The organism is Neobacillus sp. OS1-2, from assembly GCF_030915505.1.
GTDB lineage: Bacteria > Bacillota > Bacilli > Bacillales > Cytobacillaceae > Neobacillus.
Map to the genome: position 1 here is coordinate 3,384,473 of NZ_CP133265.1, position 19,310 is coordinate 3,403,782.

The window sequence follows — 19,310 nt, forward strand, 5'->3', positions numbered from 1 at the left end:
AATTAGCCATGTTTACAAAGGTACTTAAAAATGGAATAACCGCCATACTTATTGTCTCAATGCTCGGAATGGGGACGAGAACATACATACCGACTGCTTATGCCGAAAGTACTGACATCATTCAAGAACAAGAAATATCAAATCTACTATCAAAATTAGAAATTGAAGGTGTCCAGTTAGATAAGGATTTTACAGCTAGTGTAAATGAATATTCAGCCACCGTAGAATATGAAGTTGAAAACATTAACGTCCTTGTTGAAAGTGGGAATCCGGATTCTTTGGTCACGATAAATGGAGAGCCTATGAAAAATGGAAACACAAATTCATTATCACTTCAAACTGGTAAAAACGTCTTTCTTATTGCAGTTAAGGATACCAGCGACTTGACAAACACCTACACCCTTACTGTAACGAGAAAGGAAATTGCCAATAATCCCTCGCAAAATATTGAACCAGCTGAACCAGTAAAACCCGTTCAACAGGCTGAACCAATTGAGCAGTCTGTAGTTAATAGTGCAATTCCAATACAAAGTAGTAGAACGAATTCAATCCAATCAGCCGCCCAGATTGAAACATCCACTGAAGTTCAAAAGACAAGCAAAGCAACACTTTCCAGCCTATCCGTTTCTGATGGGACTTGGGATAGTTCATTTTCTTCTAGCGAGTATACCTACCATGTGAAAGTTTCAAATGATACAAAGACGATTACTATTAAACCAACTGCTAGTTATAGCAGTTCCACGATTTTAATAGAAGGCAGTAGCAGTAAAACAATCCAGTTAGAGGACGATCCTAAAACGATTATATCAGTTGTTGTATCAAACGGTGATGATGATCGAAAAACGTATGTAGTAGTAATTGATAAGATAGAATAACTAGGGAATCCTGCTTCATATTGGAGCAGGATGGTTTTTTATCCTCTTCAGCAAGAAGACTCCATCTGATTTGTGTTACGGGCGAAGCCCAACCATTCAGGTGGAGATGAATTGCTGTCAGCCGATAGGCTTAACTTTTTTGTATTTTTCAAAATTTAGGAGCGAATGTTCGCTTTTCCGTTTACGACTGTAGTATAATTAAGTTGGAAAGGCGGTGAAACTCATGACTAGAAAGAAACCTGTTAAAGTATTGCGTAAGCAAAAGAAAAGTGAAAACATCCAGCGTTTCACTCAAAAACAAAATATTGGAGGAGCTAGCCTTACGGCTAAAGAATTTCGTCTGCTTCAGAGGATGTCACATAGCTCCAAGGCGTTGCGAAATGTTGGGTTGTATGCAATTAAACAAGGCTATTTGAACACCAACAAGATGGCAACTGTAAAAGAAGTAGATGCTGCCATGCAAGCTGATGTGAACTATTGGGGTGTTCAATCAAACTCGGTTCAAGCTATTCGTAGAACGTTGTATGCGGAAGCGAAGAGCTTTTTTAAAGCGTTAGAACAGTGGAAGAAAGCACCTGAAAAATTCACTGGTCGTCCAAAGTTTCCAAAGTATTCTGGGTCAACAGAAAAACGAATCATAGAAATCTATCAAGTTCCGAAAGTTGATGATAACGGGTATTGGTCTATTCCTATGAATGTTGAATTCAGAAAAATATTTGGTTCTATTAAAATACGTATGCCAAAGAATTTGTTAAACAAAAAAATATCCTACATTGAAATTGTGCCCAAACAAAAAGGTCGGTTCTTTGAGGTACATTACACTTATGAAGTGCAAAAACCTCAAATGAAAAAGCAACCAACGACTACAGTTAATGCTTTGAGTTGTGATTTGGGCGTAGATAGATTGATAAGTTGTGCAACAAATATGGGCGATACGTTCTTAATTGATGGTAAAAAGTTAAAGTCTATTAACCAATACTTCAACAAAACAATAAGTAACTTACAACAAAAAAATATCGAAAATGGTCTTTCGAAACGTGTGGTAACAAATCAGATGGCAGCTCTTTGGAACAAACGTGAAAGCCAAATCAACGGATATATTTCACAAACCGTCGGTTTGTTGTTCAAAAAAGTTGGTGAACTTAATATTGATACCATTGTTGTTGGCTATAACGCCGGTTGGAAACAAGAAGTTGATATGGGAAAGAAGAACAATCAGAAATTTGTTCAAATCCCTTTTCAAAGGCTGATTTCTGCCATTGAAAACAAATGTTTGAAAGAAGGTATTCGATTCCTCAAACAAGAAGAAAGTTATACATCAAAAGCTAGTTTTCAAGATAGAGATGAGATTCCTGTTTGTTCAAAAGATGATAAAACAAACTATCATTTTTGCGGCAAACGAATCACTCGTGGTCTTTATCAAAGTAAACTGGGCAAATGTATCCATGCAGACATAAATGGCGCATTGAATACGTTACGAAAATCAGAAGTTATAGAATTGGATGAAAACCTCAAAATTAAAACTCCAATTCTATTAGAAGTGCAAAAACGTAAGGCTGTTGCTTCGCGCATAGCTTAGTGGGTGTGTCAACCATCCATGTGTACTCGACTTGTCGGGGCTTGTAGCACACGCCAGAGTAATCTGAGCGGTGACTTTTTCCGTAAGGAAAAACTGCTCGAAACGGTGGTGCAAGTGGGAAAACGATAGTTCGTTGCCAGTACCAACCAAAAACTCACTTGGGGTGTTACCGTAAGGTGGCATGAATTTTAGAGCGTCAAAATGTCTAGAGATAGACGAGAAGACCTAGAGTTCTAACTCAAGCCCCCACTGAAAGGCTCACCTCAGTGGGGGTAGTTGACATGTTCTTTTTCAGTCTAAAGTGATAAAGTAAATTTAAATATTGAACATTTTCATAAAAAAATGTTATATTTATATATAAAATTTAGCGAATCTTTTGAATAAGGGGAAGGTGATCCATATGGCAATTGAAGAATCGAAAGTAAATGACAGCAGTCTTCCATTACGCCGCGATGTAAAATTACTTGGGAATATGCTAGGAGAAATCCTGGTAAACCATGATGGTCAGGAACTCTTTGAAAAAGTAGAAAAAATAAGACTTATGTGCAAAACACTTAGGACTCACTTTGATCAAGAGATTTACACAGCCCTAAAAGAGGAGATTTCCAGCCTAAGCTCGCCAATGCGGAAACAAGTTATTCGGGCATTTTCGATGTACTTCCATTTGATCAATGCAGCAGAACAGAACCATCGAATTAGGAGGCGCAGACAGTATCAACTCCAGGACGAAACGATCGTTCAGCCTGCATCAATCGAGAGTGCTATCCTTAAACTGAAAGAAAATGACATTCAAGATGAGGTTATTCAAAATGTATTACAAACATTGTCGCTGGAACTAGTCATAACTGCACATCCTACGGAGGCGACAAAACGTTCTATTCTTGAAATTCAGCAAAGAATAGCGGCATTATTAAACCAGCTTGATCATCCATTACTGTCGACAAGAGAGCAAAAAAAGCTAGAAGAGAGCCTTTTTAATGAAGTGGCGATTCTTTGGCAAACGGATGAATTGCGTGAACATAAACCGACTGTGCTGGATGAAGTCAGGAACGGGTTGTATTATTTCGATCAGACATTATTTGAGGTACTGCCTGATATTCATCAGGAGGTCGCAGAGTGTCTTGAAAAAAACTATCCGAGCACTTCTTGGGATGTTCCCAATTTCCTTCGTTTTGGCTCATGGATTGGTGGTGACCGCGATGGTAATCCAAATGTTACCCATGATGTTACTTGGGGGACATTGGAAAGGCAGCGGAGGCTTGTCTTAAAAAAATATAAAAATGTTTTAATAGACTTAATGAAACGATACAGTCATTCTACGAAAAGGGTTAAGGTTAGTGACGAGCTTCTTTCCTTTCTTGAGGAAAAAGAGGAAGTATTTTTAACAGAAGAGAAAAAATGGCCGATAAAAACAGAAGTTTACCGACGGGTTTTCGCTATGATCATTGAAAGAATACGGCAGGTTGGTAAATCCGACACGGGTTATCAATCAGCTGATGAATTATTAGCCGATTTGTTCATGATTGACAATAGCTTAAAACAACATCATCCAACAGCACATGAATTAAAAATTATTCAAAAGCTGATTCGTCAAGTTCAGCTGTTTGGCTTCCATTTAGCCACACTTGATATCCGGAACCATAGTGGTGAGCATGAGGCAGCTATGACGGAAATCCTGCGCAAAGTACAAATTGCCGAAAATTATGCAACACTTTCTGAAGAGGAAAAGGTAAAAATATTGCAGGGAATTCTTATGGACCCTCGACCACTCCTTCTACTAAATGAAGATTATTCCGCTGAAACACAGGAAATGATTAAAGTGTTCCAAATGATTAAAGCGGCGCACGAGGAATTTGGAAAGCGGTCGATTTCTGTTTATCTTGTTAGTATGACGAAATCTTCAAGTGACTTACTAGAGGTTCTTGTTTTAGCAAAAGAAGCCGGAATTTACCGACTTCATGCCGACGGAACACTAGAAAGTCATTTACATGTGGCTCCATTACTAGAAACAATCGACGATTTATCTGCTGGACCAGCCATCATGGAAAGACTTTTCAACATGCCTGTTTACCGCAATCATTTGCAAATTATGGGGGACCAGCAGGAGATTATGCTTGGTTACTCTGATGGAAGTAAAGACGGTGGAACGTTAACAGCTAACTGGAAGCTGTATAAAGCACAGATTGAAATACATGAAATGGCAAAAAGGTATCAGATTGGCCTTAAATTTTTCCATGGCCGCGGGGGATCATTAGGACGTGGCGGTGGTCCGTTAAATAAAAGTATTCTTTCACAACCGGCAGAAACAATCGGCGATGGCGTTAAAATTACTGAACAAGGTGAAGTGCTCTCTTCAAGATATCTTCTTGAGGATATTGCCTATCGTAGTTTGGAACAAGCGACCTCTACCTTGATTCTAGCTGCCACACATGTTTCAAAAGAAGTGGAGCAGGGGCAATTTCGCGAACAGGTTTGGGAAGAAGCTATTGAGGAAATCTCAAGTGATTCTTTAGCAAAATATCAAGCACTTGTATTTGGGGATCCTGATTTTCTTACCTACTTTAATCAAGGAACACCCTTAAAAGAAATCGGTGACCTAAATATCGGCTCAAGACCGATGAGTCGTAAGAATAAAGGCAGATTTGAGGACCTAAGGGCGATTCCGTGGGTATTTGCATGGACACAAAGCCGTCAGCTGCTTCCTGCGTGGTATGCAGCCGGAACAGGTTTAGACAACTATGCGGCAAAAAGTGAGCAAAACCTTAAGCTTCTACAGGAAATGTATGGGAAGTGGCCGTTCTTTCAATCAACCATTAATAATCTACATATGGCTTTGATGAAAGCAGACATTACAACGGCAAAAGAATATTTATTGCTTGTAGAAGATCAATCAATTGCAGATAGAACTTTTGCCGATATTCTCGAAGAGTATGAAAAAACAAAGGCAATTCTTCTTAAAATTACCGGTGATAAAGAATTGCTTGATCACACACCTAATATCAAAGAATCTGTCTACAGACGAAATCCCTACGTGGATCCGTTAAACTTTTTACAAGTTGATCTTATTAGAAAGTTACGAAAACAGGAGGAGCCGAGTGAAGAGTTACTCACGGAAGTGCTTCTCACTATCAGCGGAATCTCCGCCGGTTTACGAAATACAGGTTGATATAGTTTTAAAAGGCGATAAACTTTTTAATAAAGGTTTATCGCCTTTTTTTATAAATTTGACAACGGTCAAGGTTGAAGTTTCTCATTCCCTATAAGATTAAGAGGAAATAACAGAAAGGGGAAATGAACAATGAAAACTATTAAATTGCACCTGGAGGACCTTACCTGCCCAAGCTGTATTAAAAAGATTGAACGAGCACTTTTAAATACGAAAGGTGTCGAAGGGGCACAGGTACTATTTAACTCTAGCAAAGTTAAGGTTGTTTTTGATGAGAGTATCATTGAATCAACTAGTTTAAAGGATGTAATTGAAAAGTTAGGCTACCAAGTGTTGAGTACAAACGAAACAAACGGGAGGTGATAAAAATGAATCGAAATATGAGAGGAGTCATCGTCTTTATTTCAGGCAGCTTGCTAGCAGCTGCCTTTTTATTTCACTTTATCAAAATAAATGTCTTACAAGATGCGATGCTCATCCTTGCTACCTTAATAGCTGGTTATCCTATCGTAAAAAAGGCATGGCAATCCGCTAGGATGAAGGCCTTTAGTATTGAGTTACTTGTCACGATTGCCGTGGTGGGGGCAATGATACTTGGGGAATATGTGGAATCTGCAGCTGTTACCTTTTTGTTTTTACTAGGGGCATACCTTGAAGCACATTCTCTCGAAAAAACACGGAATTCATTAAAATCTTTGATGGAAATGACCCCTCTTAAAGCCACAGTGAAAAGAGAGGGGAAATCAATCATTGTTCCCGCTGAAGAGGTCACTAAAGGAGAACTTTTACTCATTCCCTCTGGCGAAAAAATTGCTGTTGACGGAATAATAACTTCGGGTCAAGCATTCTTAAATGAAGCAGCGATTACAGGGGAGTCTGTCCCTGTCAGAAAACAAAAAAATGATCATGTATTTAGTGGAACGATCGTTGATAGCGGATATATTGAAGTGCTGGCTGAAAAAGTCGGGGAGGACACGACGTTTTCCAGAATTATTGAGCTAGTGGAAGAGGCCCAAGAGTCAAAGGCGAAAACTCAGAAGTTTTTAGAAAAGTTCTCCAACCTTTATACACCAGCGATTATTATTCTATCCCTGATTGTCTTTGTTTTTACGAAGGATATTGAATTAACGCTGACCTTCCTGGTAATAGCCTGTCCGGGTGCCTTGGTCATTTCTGCGCCCGTATCGCTTGTTGCGGGGATTGGGAATGGTGCTAAGCACGGTGTCCTGATAAAAGGCGGAGAAATAATGGAGAAACTGGCAAAAATCGATGTTGTTGTGTTTGATAAGACGGGTACACTCACAAAAGGGCAGCCGGAGGTAACAGCTATCCAAACCTATGGAATGGATGAGGATGAATTTTTAACGATGGTGGCTGAGGCAGAGGTTATTTCGGAACATCATTTAGGACGAACCATTGTAAAAGCAGCCGTAGGCAGAGGATTAAAACTTATAAATCAGCCTAATGATGTTGAGGTGATGAAAGGGCACGGTATAAAAGCAACCATCAAAGATAAAAAGATGGTAATTGGGAATAGAAAATGGATGAATGAAAATCAAATACCTATTCCTGATACGGTGGAAGTATACGCAGAGCAGCAAGAGTTGGACGGAAATACAGCGGTTTTCACTGCATTAAACAATACCATTATCGGCGTTATTTCAATTGCCGATCAAATACGTGATGAGGCTGCTAAAACGATTCAAAAGTTAAAGCAATGCGGAGTAAAACAAATAGTTATGCTTACAGGAGATAACCGGCACACAGCTAATAAAGTCGCAAATCAGCTCGGAATGGACCAATATTTTGCTGAACTTCTCCCAGAAGATAAAGTAAGGCAGATTAAACAACTTCAACAGCAGGGTTATAGGACAGCTATGGTCGGTGATGGCATCAATGATGCACCTGCCATTGCAATCGCCGATATTGGGATTGCCATGGGTGGGTCAGGAACTGATGCGGCAATGGAAACCGCGGATATGATCATTATCTCTGATAAGCTTGATAGGCTAGTTCATGGATATACATTAGCGAAAGCAACTGTCAGTAATATGAAGCAAAATATGTCTTTTGCTGTTGTAACTGTTGTGATTTTATTAGCAGGAGTTTTATCCAAGAATATTTTTCTTGCCGCAGGGATGTTCATTCATGAATTTAGTGTATTGGTGGTTATCTTAAATGCACTTAGACTTGTGCGATATAAATATGCCAGGTGACTGGTGTGGTAAAATTTTGAACATTTTGTGAACTTTTTAAAAATGAATGGCTATTCATTCATTTTGGCGCAAAGTTCGACATTATTCGATTCATGCAACATGGTATATTTTAGCCAGAATAGGAATAAGGGAGTGAATCTGAAGAGCTCACGCACTGGTTGAGGAAGCCTCATTCTTTTGAAAATGCAAAAGTTTATAAATTCTGGAGGGGATTTTGAATGGCTGTAAAAGAAAAAGTGGTCAAAGAAAAACATTTAGTTCCGGAAATGATTGATACATTAGCCAATAAAGCTGCAAAGGCATTGGAGGAGTTTCGTTCCTTCAATCAAGAAATGGTAGATGAAATTGTTAAGCAGATGGCGCTAATAGCTCTCGAAAATCATAAATACTTAGCAAAGCTGGCTATTGATGAAACAAAAAGAGGGGTCTATGAAGATAAGGTTTTCAAAAATATGTTTGCTACCGAGTGTATCTATAACAACATTAGAGATATGAGAACGGTAGGAGTTATAAGTGAAAATGAAAATGAAGGTATGGTTGAAATGGCCGAGCCAGTAGGTGTCATTGCCGGAATAATCCCCATTACAAATCCGACATCAACCGTTATATTTAAATCGTTAATTTCACTTAAAACAAGAAATCCAATTATATTTGCCTTTCCGCGTTATGCACAAAAATGCTGTACGGTTGCTGCTGAACTGCTTAGGGAGGCAGCCATAAAAGCAGGGGCACCGGAAAATTGCATCCAGTGGATTGAAGTTCCTTCCCATGAGGCATTCCAAACCTTAATGAAACATCCATTGGTTTCGCTCATACTTGCAACAGGAGGACCTAACCTTGTGACAGCTGCCTACAGTTCTGGAAAGCCTGCACTTGGTGTTGGGGCTGGGAATGTACCGTGCTATATCGAAAAAACAGCCAATATCAAACGGGCTGTCAATGATCTTATTCTATCAAAAACGTTTGACAATGGGATGATTTGTGCTTCAGAACAGGCGCTTATTATTGACAAAGAAATATATGACGAGGTAAGGCAGGAGTTACTTGTTAATAACTGCTATTTCCTAAATGATGAGGAGCGTCAATTGGTAGAGCAAATCGCCATTGATCCAAAACACGCTGCACTTAACCCAATGATTGTTGGATTACCTGCCTATTTGATTGCGAAAATGGCGGGGGTAAATGTTCCAGTCAATACCAAAATCCTAATTGCCGAATTAGAAGGTGTAGGCCCGAACTATCCACTATCTTGTGAAAAGTTAAGCCCGATTTTAGCCTGTTATAAAGTTAACAGTACGGCTGAGGGTTTGCAGATTGCTGCGGAAACATTAGAATATGGCGGTCTTGGGCACTCTGCGGCACTTCATACAGCTGACCAAAATCTAATCGAACAATTCTCACTGCAGATGAAAGCGGGACGAATTATTGTCAATACACCATCAACCCATGGGGCAATCGGAGATATCTATAATACATCGTTGCCATCTTTGACAATTGGATGTGGAACTTATGGAGGTAACTCTGTGTCGCAAAATGTCGGAGCAGCGAATTTAATCAATATTAAAAAGGTAGCGAAAAGAAGAAAAATGACGCAATGGTTTAAAGTGCCTTCACAAGTTTTCTTTGAGCAAAATTCCATTCAAATGCTTGCACAGATTCCAGGTATTTCGAAAGCATTTATCGTTACCAGTGGAAGCTCTATAAAAAATGGCTATGTTGATAAAGTTCTCTATTATTTGAATAAGAATGGTGCACAAATCCAGTTCGAATCATTCTCAGAAGTAGAACCAGATCCTAGTATTGAGACGGTTATGAATGGTGCAGAAAGAATGAGAAGGTTCCAGCCGGATTGCATCATCGCCCTTGGTGGCGGTTCTGTTATGGATGCAGCAAAAGCGATGTGGCTTTTCTACGAACATCCAGAGACTGATTTCCATAGCTTAACACAAAAGTTCTTTGATCCGTCAAAGAGAGTCGTAAAATTTCCGGCTCTTCGCAGTAAAGCAAAATTGGTGGCAATCCCAACCACATCTGGGACAGGTTCAGAGGTTACTTCTGTTACCGTTATTACGGATAAAAAGACCAATAAGAAATATCCACTGGTAGATTTCCAACTGACGCCTGATATTGCCATTGTAGATCCACAGTTTGTCATGACAGTTCCGAAACAGGTTACTGCAGACACTGGGATGGATGTTCTGACCCATGCAATTGAGTCTTATGTATCAGTTTTGGCCAATGATTATACAGACGGGTTGGCACTTAAGGCCATCCAGCTCGTTTTTGATTATTTGCCGCGGGCATACAGTGATGGAAGTGATGAACTAGCAAGGGAAAAGATGCATAATGCATCGACAATAGCAGGAATGGCTTTCGGTAATGCCTTTTTAGGTATTAATCATAGTCTTGCCCACGTGCTCGGGGCTGAGTTTAGTATACCGCATGGACGCGCAAATGCTATCCTCTTGCCGCACGTAATTCGTTATAATGCCGCAAAACCGAATAAGTTTATGACTTATCCTAAATACGAACACTTTATTGCGGATGTACGCTATGCGGAAATTGCCAAAATGCTTGGACTCCCTGCGAGCACAACAGAAGAAGGGGTTGACAGTTTAATCAAGGCAATTGTCAGCCTTGCAGAGGAATTAGATATTAAGATGAGTATTCAAGCAAATGGTGTTAATAAAGAGGTGTTTGAAAGCAAAGTAGCCTTACTTGCCAAAAACGCATTTGACGATCAGGATACCATTGCAAATCCAAAACAACCATTTATTAGCGAGCTTGCAGAAATATATCGTCAGGCTTTTAGGGGCGTATAAGTATGAAGATCAGTCCCAGGATGCATGCTGGGACTGACTGAAAATGGTTATTACTTTAAGCAATTCATTTATAGTAATTTCCTTTTTTGATATAACTATATAACCGTCAACAGGATCAAAAAAAAACGAATGTTTTGTGAACAATTACGAGTACTTGTCGATTTTAATCTCCTTGTGCCGAAATTAGACGTAAAACACCCCTTCTCGAACTTAAAATTATGGAAATTGATGAAATATGTCGAAAACAGTACATTTACAAATATCTATTTTAAAACAATAATTTAAGTGGATTCAACTTCTTCCAAGTTTAATAGGGTGAAAGGTTTCAGTTTCACTTTCATGTTTCATTTGGTAGAGAAAATAAGGAGGGGAATAATATGGTTTATCAGAAAAAGCCATGGCTGAAATTTTACGATCCAAGAATTAGCAAGGAAGTATCAATTGAATATGATTCATTATTTGACCTATTAAGGCAGGCAGCAAATATTCATCATGATAATCCGGCGCTATCGTTCTTCGGAAAGTCTTGGAGCTATAAGGAAACCAGAATGATTTCTGAATGGTTTGCCGCTTCATTATATCGGGTCGGGCTGAAAAAGGGTGAGAGATTGGCTATCATGCTCCCGAACTGCCCGCATTACATTTTTAGCTTATTTGCTACATTTCGGTTAGGCGGTATTGCCGTTCAAGTAAATCCCATGTATATCGAGAGAGAAATTGAATATATCCTCAATGATTCTGATGCGGAATACATGGTTGTTTTTGAAGCATTTTATCCTAGAGTAAAGCAGGTCCAGCCAAAGACATCTTTGAAAAAAGTCATTGTCGTTGGGTTTGGAGAGAATAAACTTCCGCTTGCAGACGGAGATATTTATTTTGAAGACTTTTTAACACATGATAATGTGATGCCTGATATTCCCATTGACATCCATGATGATGTAGCCCTACTTCAATATACTGGCGGAACAACCGGGGTATCTAAAGGGGTGATGCTTACACATCATAATTTACTGGCCAACATTATTCAGGTATGCGATTTCACCTATAATGCCGTCGATGAGAAACCGGAAAACTTCAAAATTGTAAGTGTTCTGCCAATGTTTCATGTATATGGGCTTTCTTGTAATGCACTATCAGCCATAAGAATTGGCTGTAATCAGCTCATTTTACCTCGATTTGATGTTAATGAAGTGTTAGAACTAGTTAAACGTGAGAAACCGTTTCAAATGACGGCTGTTCCGACCATGATTTTTGCTTTGAATAGTCACCCAGATTTAGAAGATAGTAACATCGGTGATATTTATTACTTAAGCAGCGGCGGCGCTCCGCTCCCAATTGAACAAGTTAAATCATTTGAAAAAAGGGTAGGTGCAAGATTATCGGACGGCTACGGATTATCAGAAACAGCTCCGTCTGCTATCTCTACACCGCCATTCCTGCCGCGGAAATTAGGAAGCGTTGGTATTCCGCTCCCAGGTACCGAGGCAAGAATTGTAGAAGAAACTTCAGAAGGGATTATAGATGTACCAGTAGGTGAGGCTGGAGAGTTAATCCTTCGCGGACCACAAGTGATGAAAGGATATTGGAAGCGTCCCGGGGATACAGAAATGGTGTTAAAAGATGGCTGGCTATTTACCGGGGACATCGCAAAAATGGATGAAGACGGCTATTTTTACATTTTGGATCGCAAGAAGGATATTATTATTGCAAGCGGCTACAATGTTTACCCACGCGAAATTGAAGAGGTGCTGTACCAGCATGAAGCGGTGGAGGAGGCAATTGTCATTGGTGTTCCAGACACATATAGAGGAGAAACAGTAAAAGCCTTTGTTAAGTTAAAACCAGGTACAGATATAACACCGGAAAAACTGATAGATTTTGCAAAGATAAATTTAGCGCCTTACAAGGTGCCGAAAGAAATTGAAATACTAGATGAACTTCCTAAGTCATCTGTCGGCAAGTTATTAAGGAGAATGTTACGCCAAGAACAGGAAAAAGCTCAAGTATAAACACACCCCAGAAAAAGCATTAACGCATGCGATTCTTCTCTACAATACTTCATCATAGACAAACTTTCACAACATTCACGCACATAATTTCTTTTAAAAGGAGCGAGAAAGATGGCTGGAAAAAAAGAAAATGAAAAAGAATCAAAAAAGGTTAAAGAACTCCATGAGACACAGCCGGAAGCTGAAGTAAAGTCAGTAAATGAATCAAACGGAAGTAAGGAAGAAGACCCAGTGGTTAAGGTCCAGTCAACGGAAGAGAAAACTATAGAAAAGGACGATAGCGATGAACAGCTTTCCAGCCTTGACATTCTATGGCGCAAGGCATTTGGTGAGTTAGATGAATGGGCAAGCCGCGCTGATTTTCGGGATGAAGTTTTCTTGAAGAAGGCAAGTCTTTTTGCTGAAAGTGTTCAGCGTAACCAAGGGAATGCTATTGAAATCGCTGCACAATTTTACCAAGAATTCTCTGCTTGGGAAAAGACAGCTAGAGAGGAATTCCTAATGTCTACAACCAGCCTGCAGCATTTTTTTCCGCTAAAGTCTTATGAAGATATTAATGGGAAAATTGATCAAATTCAAGAAAAGACATTGGCGATTCTTGCAGCACCGTGTCAAAAGATAGCAGGAAATCTGTCAATGGATAAGTATCTCGAAGTGATCAACCAATATATTACTCTCCGGAAAAAAGGCAGAGAACAGTATATTAAATCGGTTAAGCAAGCCGGGAACTTAATTTACGAAAATCAGAAGGGTTTTGTTAATCTCTTTGCCCGACAAATCAAAACGTTAATGTTCCCATTAAATAAATACTTAGAAAAAACAGAAGAACTAACCAAATCATAATTCAAGGGGTGCTGCAACATGTCTAATGAACAAAATTTTGATCCATTGTTTGGGTTCAAGCAATTAAGTGGAATGTGGGAAAAACAATTAAACGATGTATTATACAATCTGACCGACAATAAAGAATTTGTTCGGACTGCAAGTGTAGGATTAAATACCTATTCTCGATACATGAAGAAGCTGAGGAAAAATCAAGAATTTGTTGCAGCTCTAATGAATATACCCACTAAAAAAGATGTTGCAAATGCCGCCAAACTATCCATTCAGGCGGAGGAAAAAATGGATTTGTTAGAGGAGCAACTTTGGAATTTACAAGATAGTGTTAGTTCAATTTCAAAAGAAAACGTAAGAATGTTCGAAGAAGTCATAACTATTGTCATGCAAATGAAGAATGAATTTCAAAAAGTATCCCAGGAAATGACGGAAATCCAAAATGTGAAAGCTGAACTTGCTTCCTTGAAAAACCTTATCGAAAAAAAAGAGAAGGAACAGCAGAAGAAAGAATCAAAAAAAATAAAGGATAAAGAATTAGTGCTCATCGGTACTAACACATCTAAATAACATGGAAGGGAGCTATGAAAATGAGCACTAAACTCTTAGGAACAAACCTTTTTCCGCTGTTAAACATAGAGAAGGAAACAAAACGGTGGAATAACCTTTATAAAATAATGACTGAGCCCAAACCGGATATTGTCCCTACACCACGACAGAGTGTTTGGAAGAAAAATAAAACAACTTTGTGGTATCATCCCGCGAAGGAAAAAAAACATGATGTGCCAATTTTTCTAGTCTATTCTCTTTTGAACAAGGTATACATTCTGGATGTAGGCGAAGGTAGCAGCGTTGTTGGGGGTCTGACAGAGCGTGGTTATGATGTCTACTTGTTGGATTGGGGTTCACCAGGTCTTGAAGATAGTGATATTACACTCGATAAATATATTATTGATTATATGGAGAATGCCCTTAAGCGAGCACTAAGACATTCAGGTGCAAAGGAAATATCTCTTGCGGGATATTGTTTGGGTGGAACAGTAGCAGCCATCCTGGCATCTATTACGAAATTACCAATAAGAAATTTAACTCTTGCTGCTGTTCCAATTGACTTCAGCATTGGGATTGTTCCTGACAAGTGGCTTGCAGGTCTTCAAAATGGGTCACTAAGTTTTGACCAATTTGCTGATGCCCATGAAACCATTCCATCAGAATTTCTCTATTTGATGTTTAGGGTACTATCACCCGTTTACGGAAGCCCTAAAATCAATCTCATCACGCGTGCGCATGACGAGGACTATGTAGAAAAATGGCGTCGCATGGACAAATGGACGAAGGACACGGCTTCCTTTACAGGTGCTGCCTTCAAGCAGATGTTTAACGATCTTTATAAGGATAATAAACTTTTAAAAGGTGAATTGATGATTGCTGGCAGGAAGGTAGATTTAAAGAATATTACATGTCCGCTTTTTGTTTTCTCTTGTTCACGCGATACTCTTGTGTTAGATAAGCAAAGCCTGCCAATTATGGATTTAGTCTCAAGTGAAGATAAGACGTATGAGGTTTATGAAGGGGGACATGTTTCACTGGCATTGACAGGTGTGTTCGCTGAAATTTGGGATAAATGGTTATCGTCACGTTCACTTCATATGCAAAAAGAACTTGTATAACCTTAGAGAAACCAGAATAAATTAGTAACGGGAAGATGGGTGGGGACCTGATTCTTCCCGTTACTCAAAGATTATATTGCTGATTTTTGTTGATTGAGGAACCTTCTTAATAGGCGGTTAAACCGGTCTTTTGCTTCCAATTTGGCAAGATGACCGGTATTCCGCATAATAATAAATTCCGAATGTGGTATCAACTTATGCATGGATGCCTGAATCCATACAGGTAAAACAGAGTCATACTGCCCCCCAATAATTAATGTAGGGACATTGATTTTTGGCAATAGGGCGCGGTTATTGACTTCAAGACAATTTTTCAAGGATTCAAGAAAAATCTGATGTTTTGGCCGGAAAAAGTGACGAAATTTTTCTGTAGTTTCCTTACGCCAGGAATACAATGCCATACGTCCAAGGAATTCCTCTTGTATTCCTGCTGTCGTAACGGCTTCAAACTTTTCTTTACGATTCTTAAAAAACCAACTTCTTAGTTTCTTCGGGAAAAAGTGGAATGTACTGACTAACATGAGTGAACGACAGAGGTGTGGAGCTTGACGGTAGATTTCCTGGGCAACGGCTCCGCCCATTGACAGACCTAGGATGTGGGCGTTTTCAATTTTTAACTCCTTCAATAATTCAATTAAGTCTTCGGCAAAGTTTGGAATCGAAATACCATCCGTTTTTGTACATTCCCCATGACCGCGTAAATCAGGAATAATTAATTCAAATTGGTCGGCTAACTCGAATTGATTTTGCCATCCCTCTTTCACTTCACCTAACCCGTGGATGAGCACGAGTGGTTCCCCTTTTCCTAAATGCAAAAAAGGTACACCTAATTTGCTGACTCTCGTATTTTCCATTTTACACCACCTTTTCATTTTATTAAGTTTATAACCAAGCCCACCCAATTGTAAACATCTAAATTCTATTTTTACATATATTTATTTTACACATTGACATAATATGACTTATAGGTGTAAAATACATGTAGGTGAGGTGATAAAGATATGGTAAACCAAGATAATCAATCAGTCAATCCATCCAAAAATTTTGTGCTGCCATTTATTTTATTGCTTCTTAGCAAAGTTTCTCTTCATGGATATGAACTTAGCCAAAGGTTGGAGACATTCGGATTTAAGACCCTTGATCAAGGGAACTTATACCGGATGTTAAGACAGTTGGAGAAGGATGAACTTGTTTCATCAGAATGGGATACAGCAGGAAGCGGGCCAGCAAAAAGAAGATATTCCATTACAAAAGCAGGGGTTACATACTTAAAAGGCTATGCCAATCAACTAGAAACCTATCAATCCATCCTAGACCAATTCTTCAAGATGTATTCCAGTGTTCTTGAGCTCTATATGCCTTCTTTTCAAAAGAGGGATCCAATAGAGAAAGTAAAAAAAAGTAGGAGGAGGAAGGACGATGGCACAGAAAAAGAGTGAAACGGTTCTTACTACGGATGAAAAAGTCATTCCAACAGTAGAGGAATCGATCGTTGTAGGATCATTTGTTACCACATTTTGGGATCAGTACGAGCAATCACGTGAACGCGCTGAGCAGCTTCGGGAGAACCGAGAAGATGCCTATGTTAATGCGGTAAGGGAGGTCATCAAGTTCAATAAACAATACCGTAAATCCTTGGCGACATTGTATGAGCAAGCGAAAAGAACAAACAAAGATATGGCAACTGAACTGATGCATCAAATTAATAGAGGTAAAGAAGTTGAGAAAGATGAAACGATCCATGTAGATGACCGAGCAGAATTAAAGAACCAATTGAAAGAGGTTACAGGTCAATTAGAGAAATTAGCGCTTACACCAATTCGATCTATCTTCCATATCGTCGATCAACTAGAAGACAATTTCGAAAAAAATGCAGAAGCAAACATTGCCAATAACCGTGGTCGTAGAAATGCTTGGCTTGCTGTTCGAAAGGAATATGTGAAGAAGGCCAGAAATACCCATTTAAATCTAGTAGAACGCGGCAAGAACGGTTTCAAAGAACTAATCAAAACTCCGTAACCATATTTATTATTAAGGGGAATTAACAGCATTGATTGACAATAGAATCCTTAACAAAAGCTAGAACCACAGTCTTTTACAAAATAAAAAGATTGTGGTTTTTACTTTATTGAACTTTTGATGTACTAATGAAAAACAAGCGATGCTTTTATTCAGCATCGCTTGTTTTTATGGTTTGAGACTGTGCGTTAAGTATATATTCAATCTTTGACTTTACCGCACTTAGATTGGTTTCATTCATGGGTTCTAATTCAACATCTCCGCCCTCTACAAAGCTTACATTAAATTTTGGAAGAATGGATTGATCACTTGTCACATGGTGTGCGAGGAGTTTAACATTTTTTAGACCAAAATTTCCGTTATCTGGTGTGTAAGTAACGATTTCCCCCGGATTTGTAACAGATAAGGACAAGTTATTAAAAAGAACTGTATCACCAGAACTAATTATGTTCGTGACGATACCATTTGGGGTCTTTATTAACTTTTTAATCTTTAATCCTTTAACATTTGTATCTTCAAATTTTAGTTCAAGCATGGGTCGACTTGGTTGATCGGCTGTTTCCCCATTTATTAATTCCGCACCTTTAATGGTACCTTCTAATTGATCTGCTTCAATAATAAATCCTATTATTGTAGATTCAACTGCAGAACTATGATTCGTGGGGATTAAAAATCCACTCATTGCAATAATTAATATGAGTCCAATTCTGAAAAGTTTTCTTCTCTGCTTCAACTCTATCACCGTTTTTCTGTAACATATAAACTGCTTCGCATGATTATTCGGGTAATGTTTCTTTGCTTGATGCAACCTCTATTTCAGCTATTTGATTTTTATTTGATTCATCTTGGGAATCTGTTACAGCCATTGTTGGTTTCCAGGCAATCATCATTGCCCCACCAACAATTCCTAAAATTGTCCCAATTAAGAAACCGCCTAATGCCCCCATAATGGATAAAACCGAGGTAAAGATTCCTACAATTCCAAACAGGGTTGAAAGCTTAGGCATGACATATGCCAGGACACCCATTAGAAGGGTCAGACCTCCTAATAATAGGCCAACAACAATCATACTACCTGGTGCAGCTGCAATTTCGTAAAGCTGTGCAGGTACCATTAAAATGATGATTCCTGATAGGATGGACAAGGTCGCCCCCCAAAAGGGGCGCCTTGCTCTCCAATTCTTAAACTTAGTACGTTTTGAATACCTAGAGCTCATTCATATCACCCTTACCTGTTAATTCCCTGATGCACAAGTTATTTAGCTGGTTCAAATGAAACCTTCATACCACCAAGAGTTACGGTTTTTTGGAAAAGATACACAGTATCAAGTACACCATTCTTAATGGTTATTGAATTGGCCGTTTGTGTAAAATGTTCTGCAGCTGCTCCAGCAAGTACTGCTGGGCTCGAAAGATCACGATCGCCAACAAATTTTTCTGCCATGGTTAGCTCATTAAATGAAGCATCGCCTTTAACCATCGTTGCTTTTTGTTGAAGACCGGTAATCTCAACTGGCTTTTCGGCAGTAATGACAGCGTTTATCCCTAAAAATGGTATAGATTTTGAGATTTTCAAATTGGTTATTGTTGCTTTGTCAATTTCATTAACAGCAACCGGGTTGTTTTGTTTCATGGCACTATCGGCAAGACTGCCATAAAGTTTAAATCCTGTACCGGTCATTTCGTCAAAGCTGACAGTAAACCCGCCCACTAATGGCATGGCTGCGGCCATACCTGTCATCCCAAAAGTACCTAATAGTGCTCCTAAAAATAAAAAGCCCCCTACCAATGCAATGATGAGTTTCTTCTTAACCGTCTGCCCGCCAATAATTGCCGATTCTACTGCTAAATTCATACACATTCCTCCTTTTAATATAAAAATGTGAAACCATTCCAATGAAATGTAAATGCTTTCACCATTCGTCATAATTTTATGATAAATTAGTTTTCTTGGAAATCCCTACATTTGTAGGAAGTTAATCTTTGAAATATATGATGTAGAGCAAGAGGTGACAAAATATTTAATAATATGGAAGAAAAGCAGGAATTTTGAATAGTTTCGGGGAATTATGTAATAGGTATAAACTGTTATAATACAAGGGGAATAACAGCCTAGATTT

16 protein-coding genes are annotated in these 19,310 nt (G+C 38.9%); 12 read left to right on the plus strand and 4 right to left on the minus strand.

Going from position 1 to position 19,310, the window contains the following annotated elements; genetic code table 11:
- The first annotated feature begins 8 nt into the window (after positions 1-8).
- The 10 genes from RCG19_RS16880 to RCG19_RS16925 all read left to right on the plus strand — a co-directional run bounded on the left by RCG19_RS16880 (position 9) and on the right by RCG19_RS16925 (position 15,171).
- Positions 9-875, plus strand: coding sequence for a cadherin-like beta sandwich domain-containing protein (locus RCG19_RS16880; protein ID WP_308108075.1), 867 nt, complete (start codon positions 9-11; stop codon positions 873-875).
- Positions 876-1,098: 223 nt separating this feature from the next.
- On the plus strand, positions 1,099-2,454 hold the full coding sequence (locus RCG19_RS16885; RefSeq protein ID WP_308108076.1) for an RNA-guided endonuclease TnpB family protein: 1,356 nt from the start codon (positions 1,099-1,101) through the stop codon (positions 2,452-2,454).
- A gap of 400 nt (positions 2,455-2,854) precedes the next feature.
- Entirely contained in the window at positions 2,855-5,620 is a 2,766-nt protein-coding gene (gene ppc, locus RCG19_RS16890) for a phosphoenolpyruvate carboxylase (protein WP_308108077.1), read from the plus strand.
- 132 nt (positions 5,621-5,752) lie between these two features.
- Positions 5,753-5,983 carry a heavy-metal-associated domain-containing protein gene (locus RCG19_RS16895; RefSeq protein WP_308108078.1) on the plus strand — a complete coding sequence of 77 codons (231 nt, stop codon included), beginning with the start codon at positions 5,753-5,755 and terminating at the stop codon, positions 5,981-5,983.
- A gap of 5 nt (positions 5,984-5,988) precedes the next feature.
- Positions 5,989-7,836 (plus strand): heavy metal translocating P-type ATPase, encoded by a 1,848-nt coding sequence (locus RCG19_RS16900; RefSeq protein WP_308108079.1) that lies wholly within the window; start codon positions 5,989-5,991, stop codon positions 7,834-7,836.
- 218 nt (positions 7,837-8,054) lie between these two features.
- Positions 8,055-10,658: a bifunctional acetaldehyde-CoA/alcohol dehydrogenase gene (gene adhE, locus RCG19_RS16905; RefSeq protein WP_308108080.1), complete on the plus strand. Its 2,604-nt coding sequence runs from the start codon at positions 8,055-8,057 to the stop codon at positions 10,656-10,658.
- 377 nt (positions 10,659-11,035) lie between these two features.
- Positions 11,036-12,667 (plus strand): long-chain-fatty-acid--CoA ligase, encoded by a 1,632-nt coding sequence (locus tag RCG19_RS16910; protein ID WP_308108081.1) that lies wholly within the window; start codon positions 11,036-11,038, stop codon positions 12,665-12,667.
- Positions 12,668-12,778: 111 nt separating this feature from the next.
- A complete protein-coding gene (locus RCG19_RS16915) occupies positions 12,779-13,510 on the plus strand; it encodes a hypothetical protein (RefSeq protein WP_308108082.1) in 732 nt (243 codons plus the stop codon).
- A gap of 18 nt (positions 13,511-13,528) precedes the next feature.
- Complete coding sequence (locus RCG19_RS16920; protein WP_308108083.1) at positions 13,529-14,071, plus strand: polyhydroxyalkanoate biosynthesis repressor PhaR; 543 nt, start codon at positions 13,529-13,531, stop codon at positions 14,069-14,071.
- Between the two features lie 20 nt (positions 14,072-14,091).
- Complete coding sequence (locus RCG19_RS16925; protein WP_308108084.1) at positions 14,092-15,171, plus strand: alpha/beta fold hydrolase; 1,080 nt, start codon at positions 14,092-14,094, stop codon at positions 15,169-15,171.
- 71 nt (positions 15,172-15,242) lie between these two features.
- Here the strand turns inward: RCG19_RS16925 and RCG19_RS16930 are convergent, their stop codons facing one another.
- Positions 15,243-16,025 (minus strand): alpha/beta fold hydrolase, encoded by a 783-nt coding sequence (locus RCG19_RS16930; protein ID WP_308108085.1) that lies wholly within the window; start codon positions 16,023-16,025, stop codon positions 15,243-15,245.
- A 147-nt stretch (positions 16,026-16,172) separates the two neighbouring features.
- Between RCG19_RS16930 and phaQ the strand changes: the two genes are divergently transcribed.
- Both phaQ and RCG19_RS16940 read left to right on the plus strand, forming a co-directional pair.
- Complete coding sequence (gene phaQ / locus RCG19_RS16935) at positions 16,173-16,610, plus strand: poly-beta-hydroxybutyrate-responsive repressor (RefSeq protein ID WP_166237669.1); 438 nt, start codon at positions 16,173-16,175, stop codon at positions 16,608-16,610.
- Positions 16,591-17,190: a hypothetical protein gene (locus tag RCG19_RS16940; RefSeq protein ID WP_308108086.1), complete on the plus strand. Its 600-nt coding sequence runs from the start codon at positions 16,591-16,593 to the stop codon at positions 17,188-17,190. Before phaQ ends, RCG19_RS16940 begins: the two co-directional genes overlap by 20 nt.
- 148 nt (positions 17,191-17,338) lie before the next feature.
- Here the strand turns inward: RCG19_RS16940 and RCG19_RS16945 are convergent, their stop codons facing one another.
- From RCG19_RS16945 to RCG19_RS16955, 3 genes are read right to left on the minus strand one after another with little or no spacing between them, the layout of a single operon-like run.
- Positions 17,339-17,923: a hypothetical protein gene (locus tag RCG19_RS16945; protein WP_308108087.1), complete on the minus strand. Its 585-nt coding sequence runs from the start codon at positions 17,921-17,923 to the stop codon at positions 17,339-17,341.
- Positions 17,924-17,966: 43 nt separating this feature from the next.
- Positions 17,967-18,407, minus strand: coding sequence for a DUF6114 domain-containing protein (locus RCG19_RS16950; protein ID WP_308108088.1), 441 nt, complete (start codon positions 18,405-18,407; stop codon positions 17,967-17,969).
- A gap of 38 nt (positions 18,408-18,445) precedes the next feature.
- Positions 18,446-19,045: a DUF6230 family protein gene (locus tag RCG19_RS16955; RefSeq protein ID WP_308108090.1), complete on the minus strand. Its 600-nt coding sequence runs from the start codon at positions 19,043-19,045 to the stop codon at positions 18,446-18,448.
- Positions 19,046-19,310: the final 265 nt, after the last annotated feature.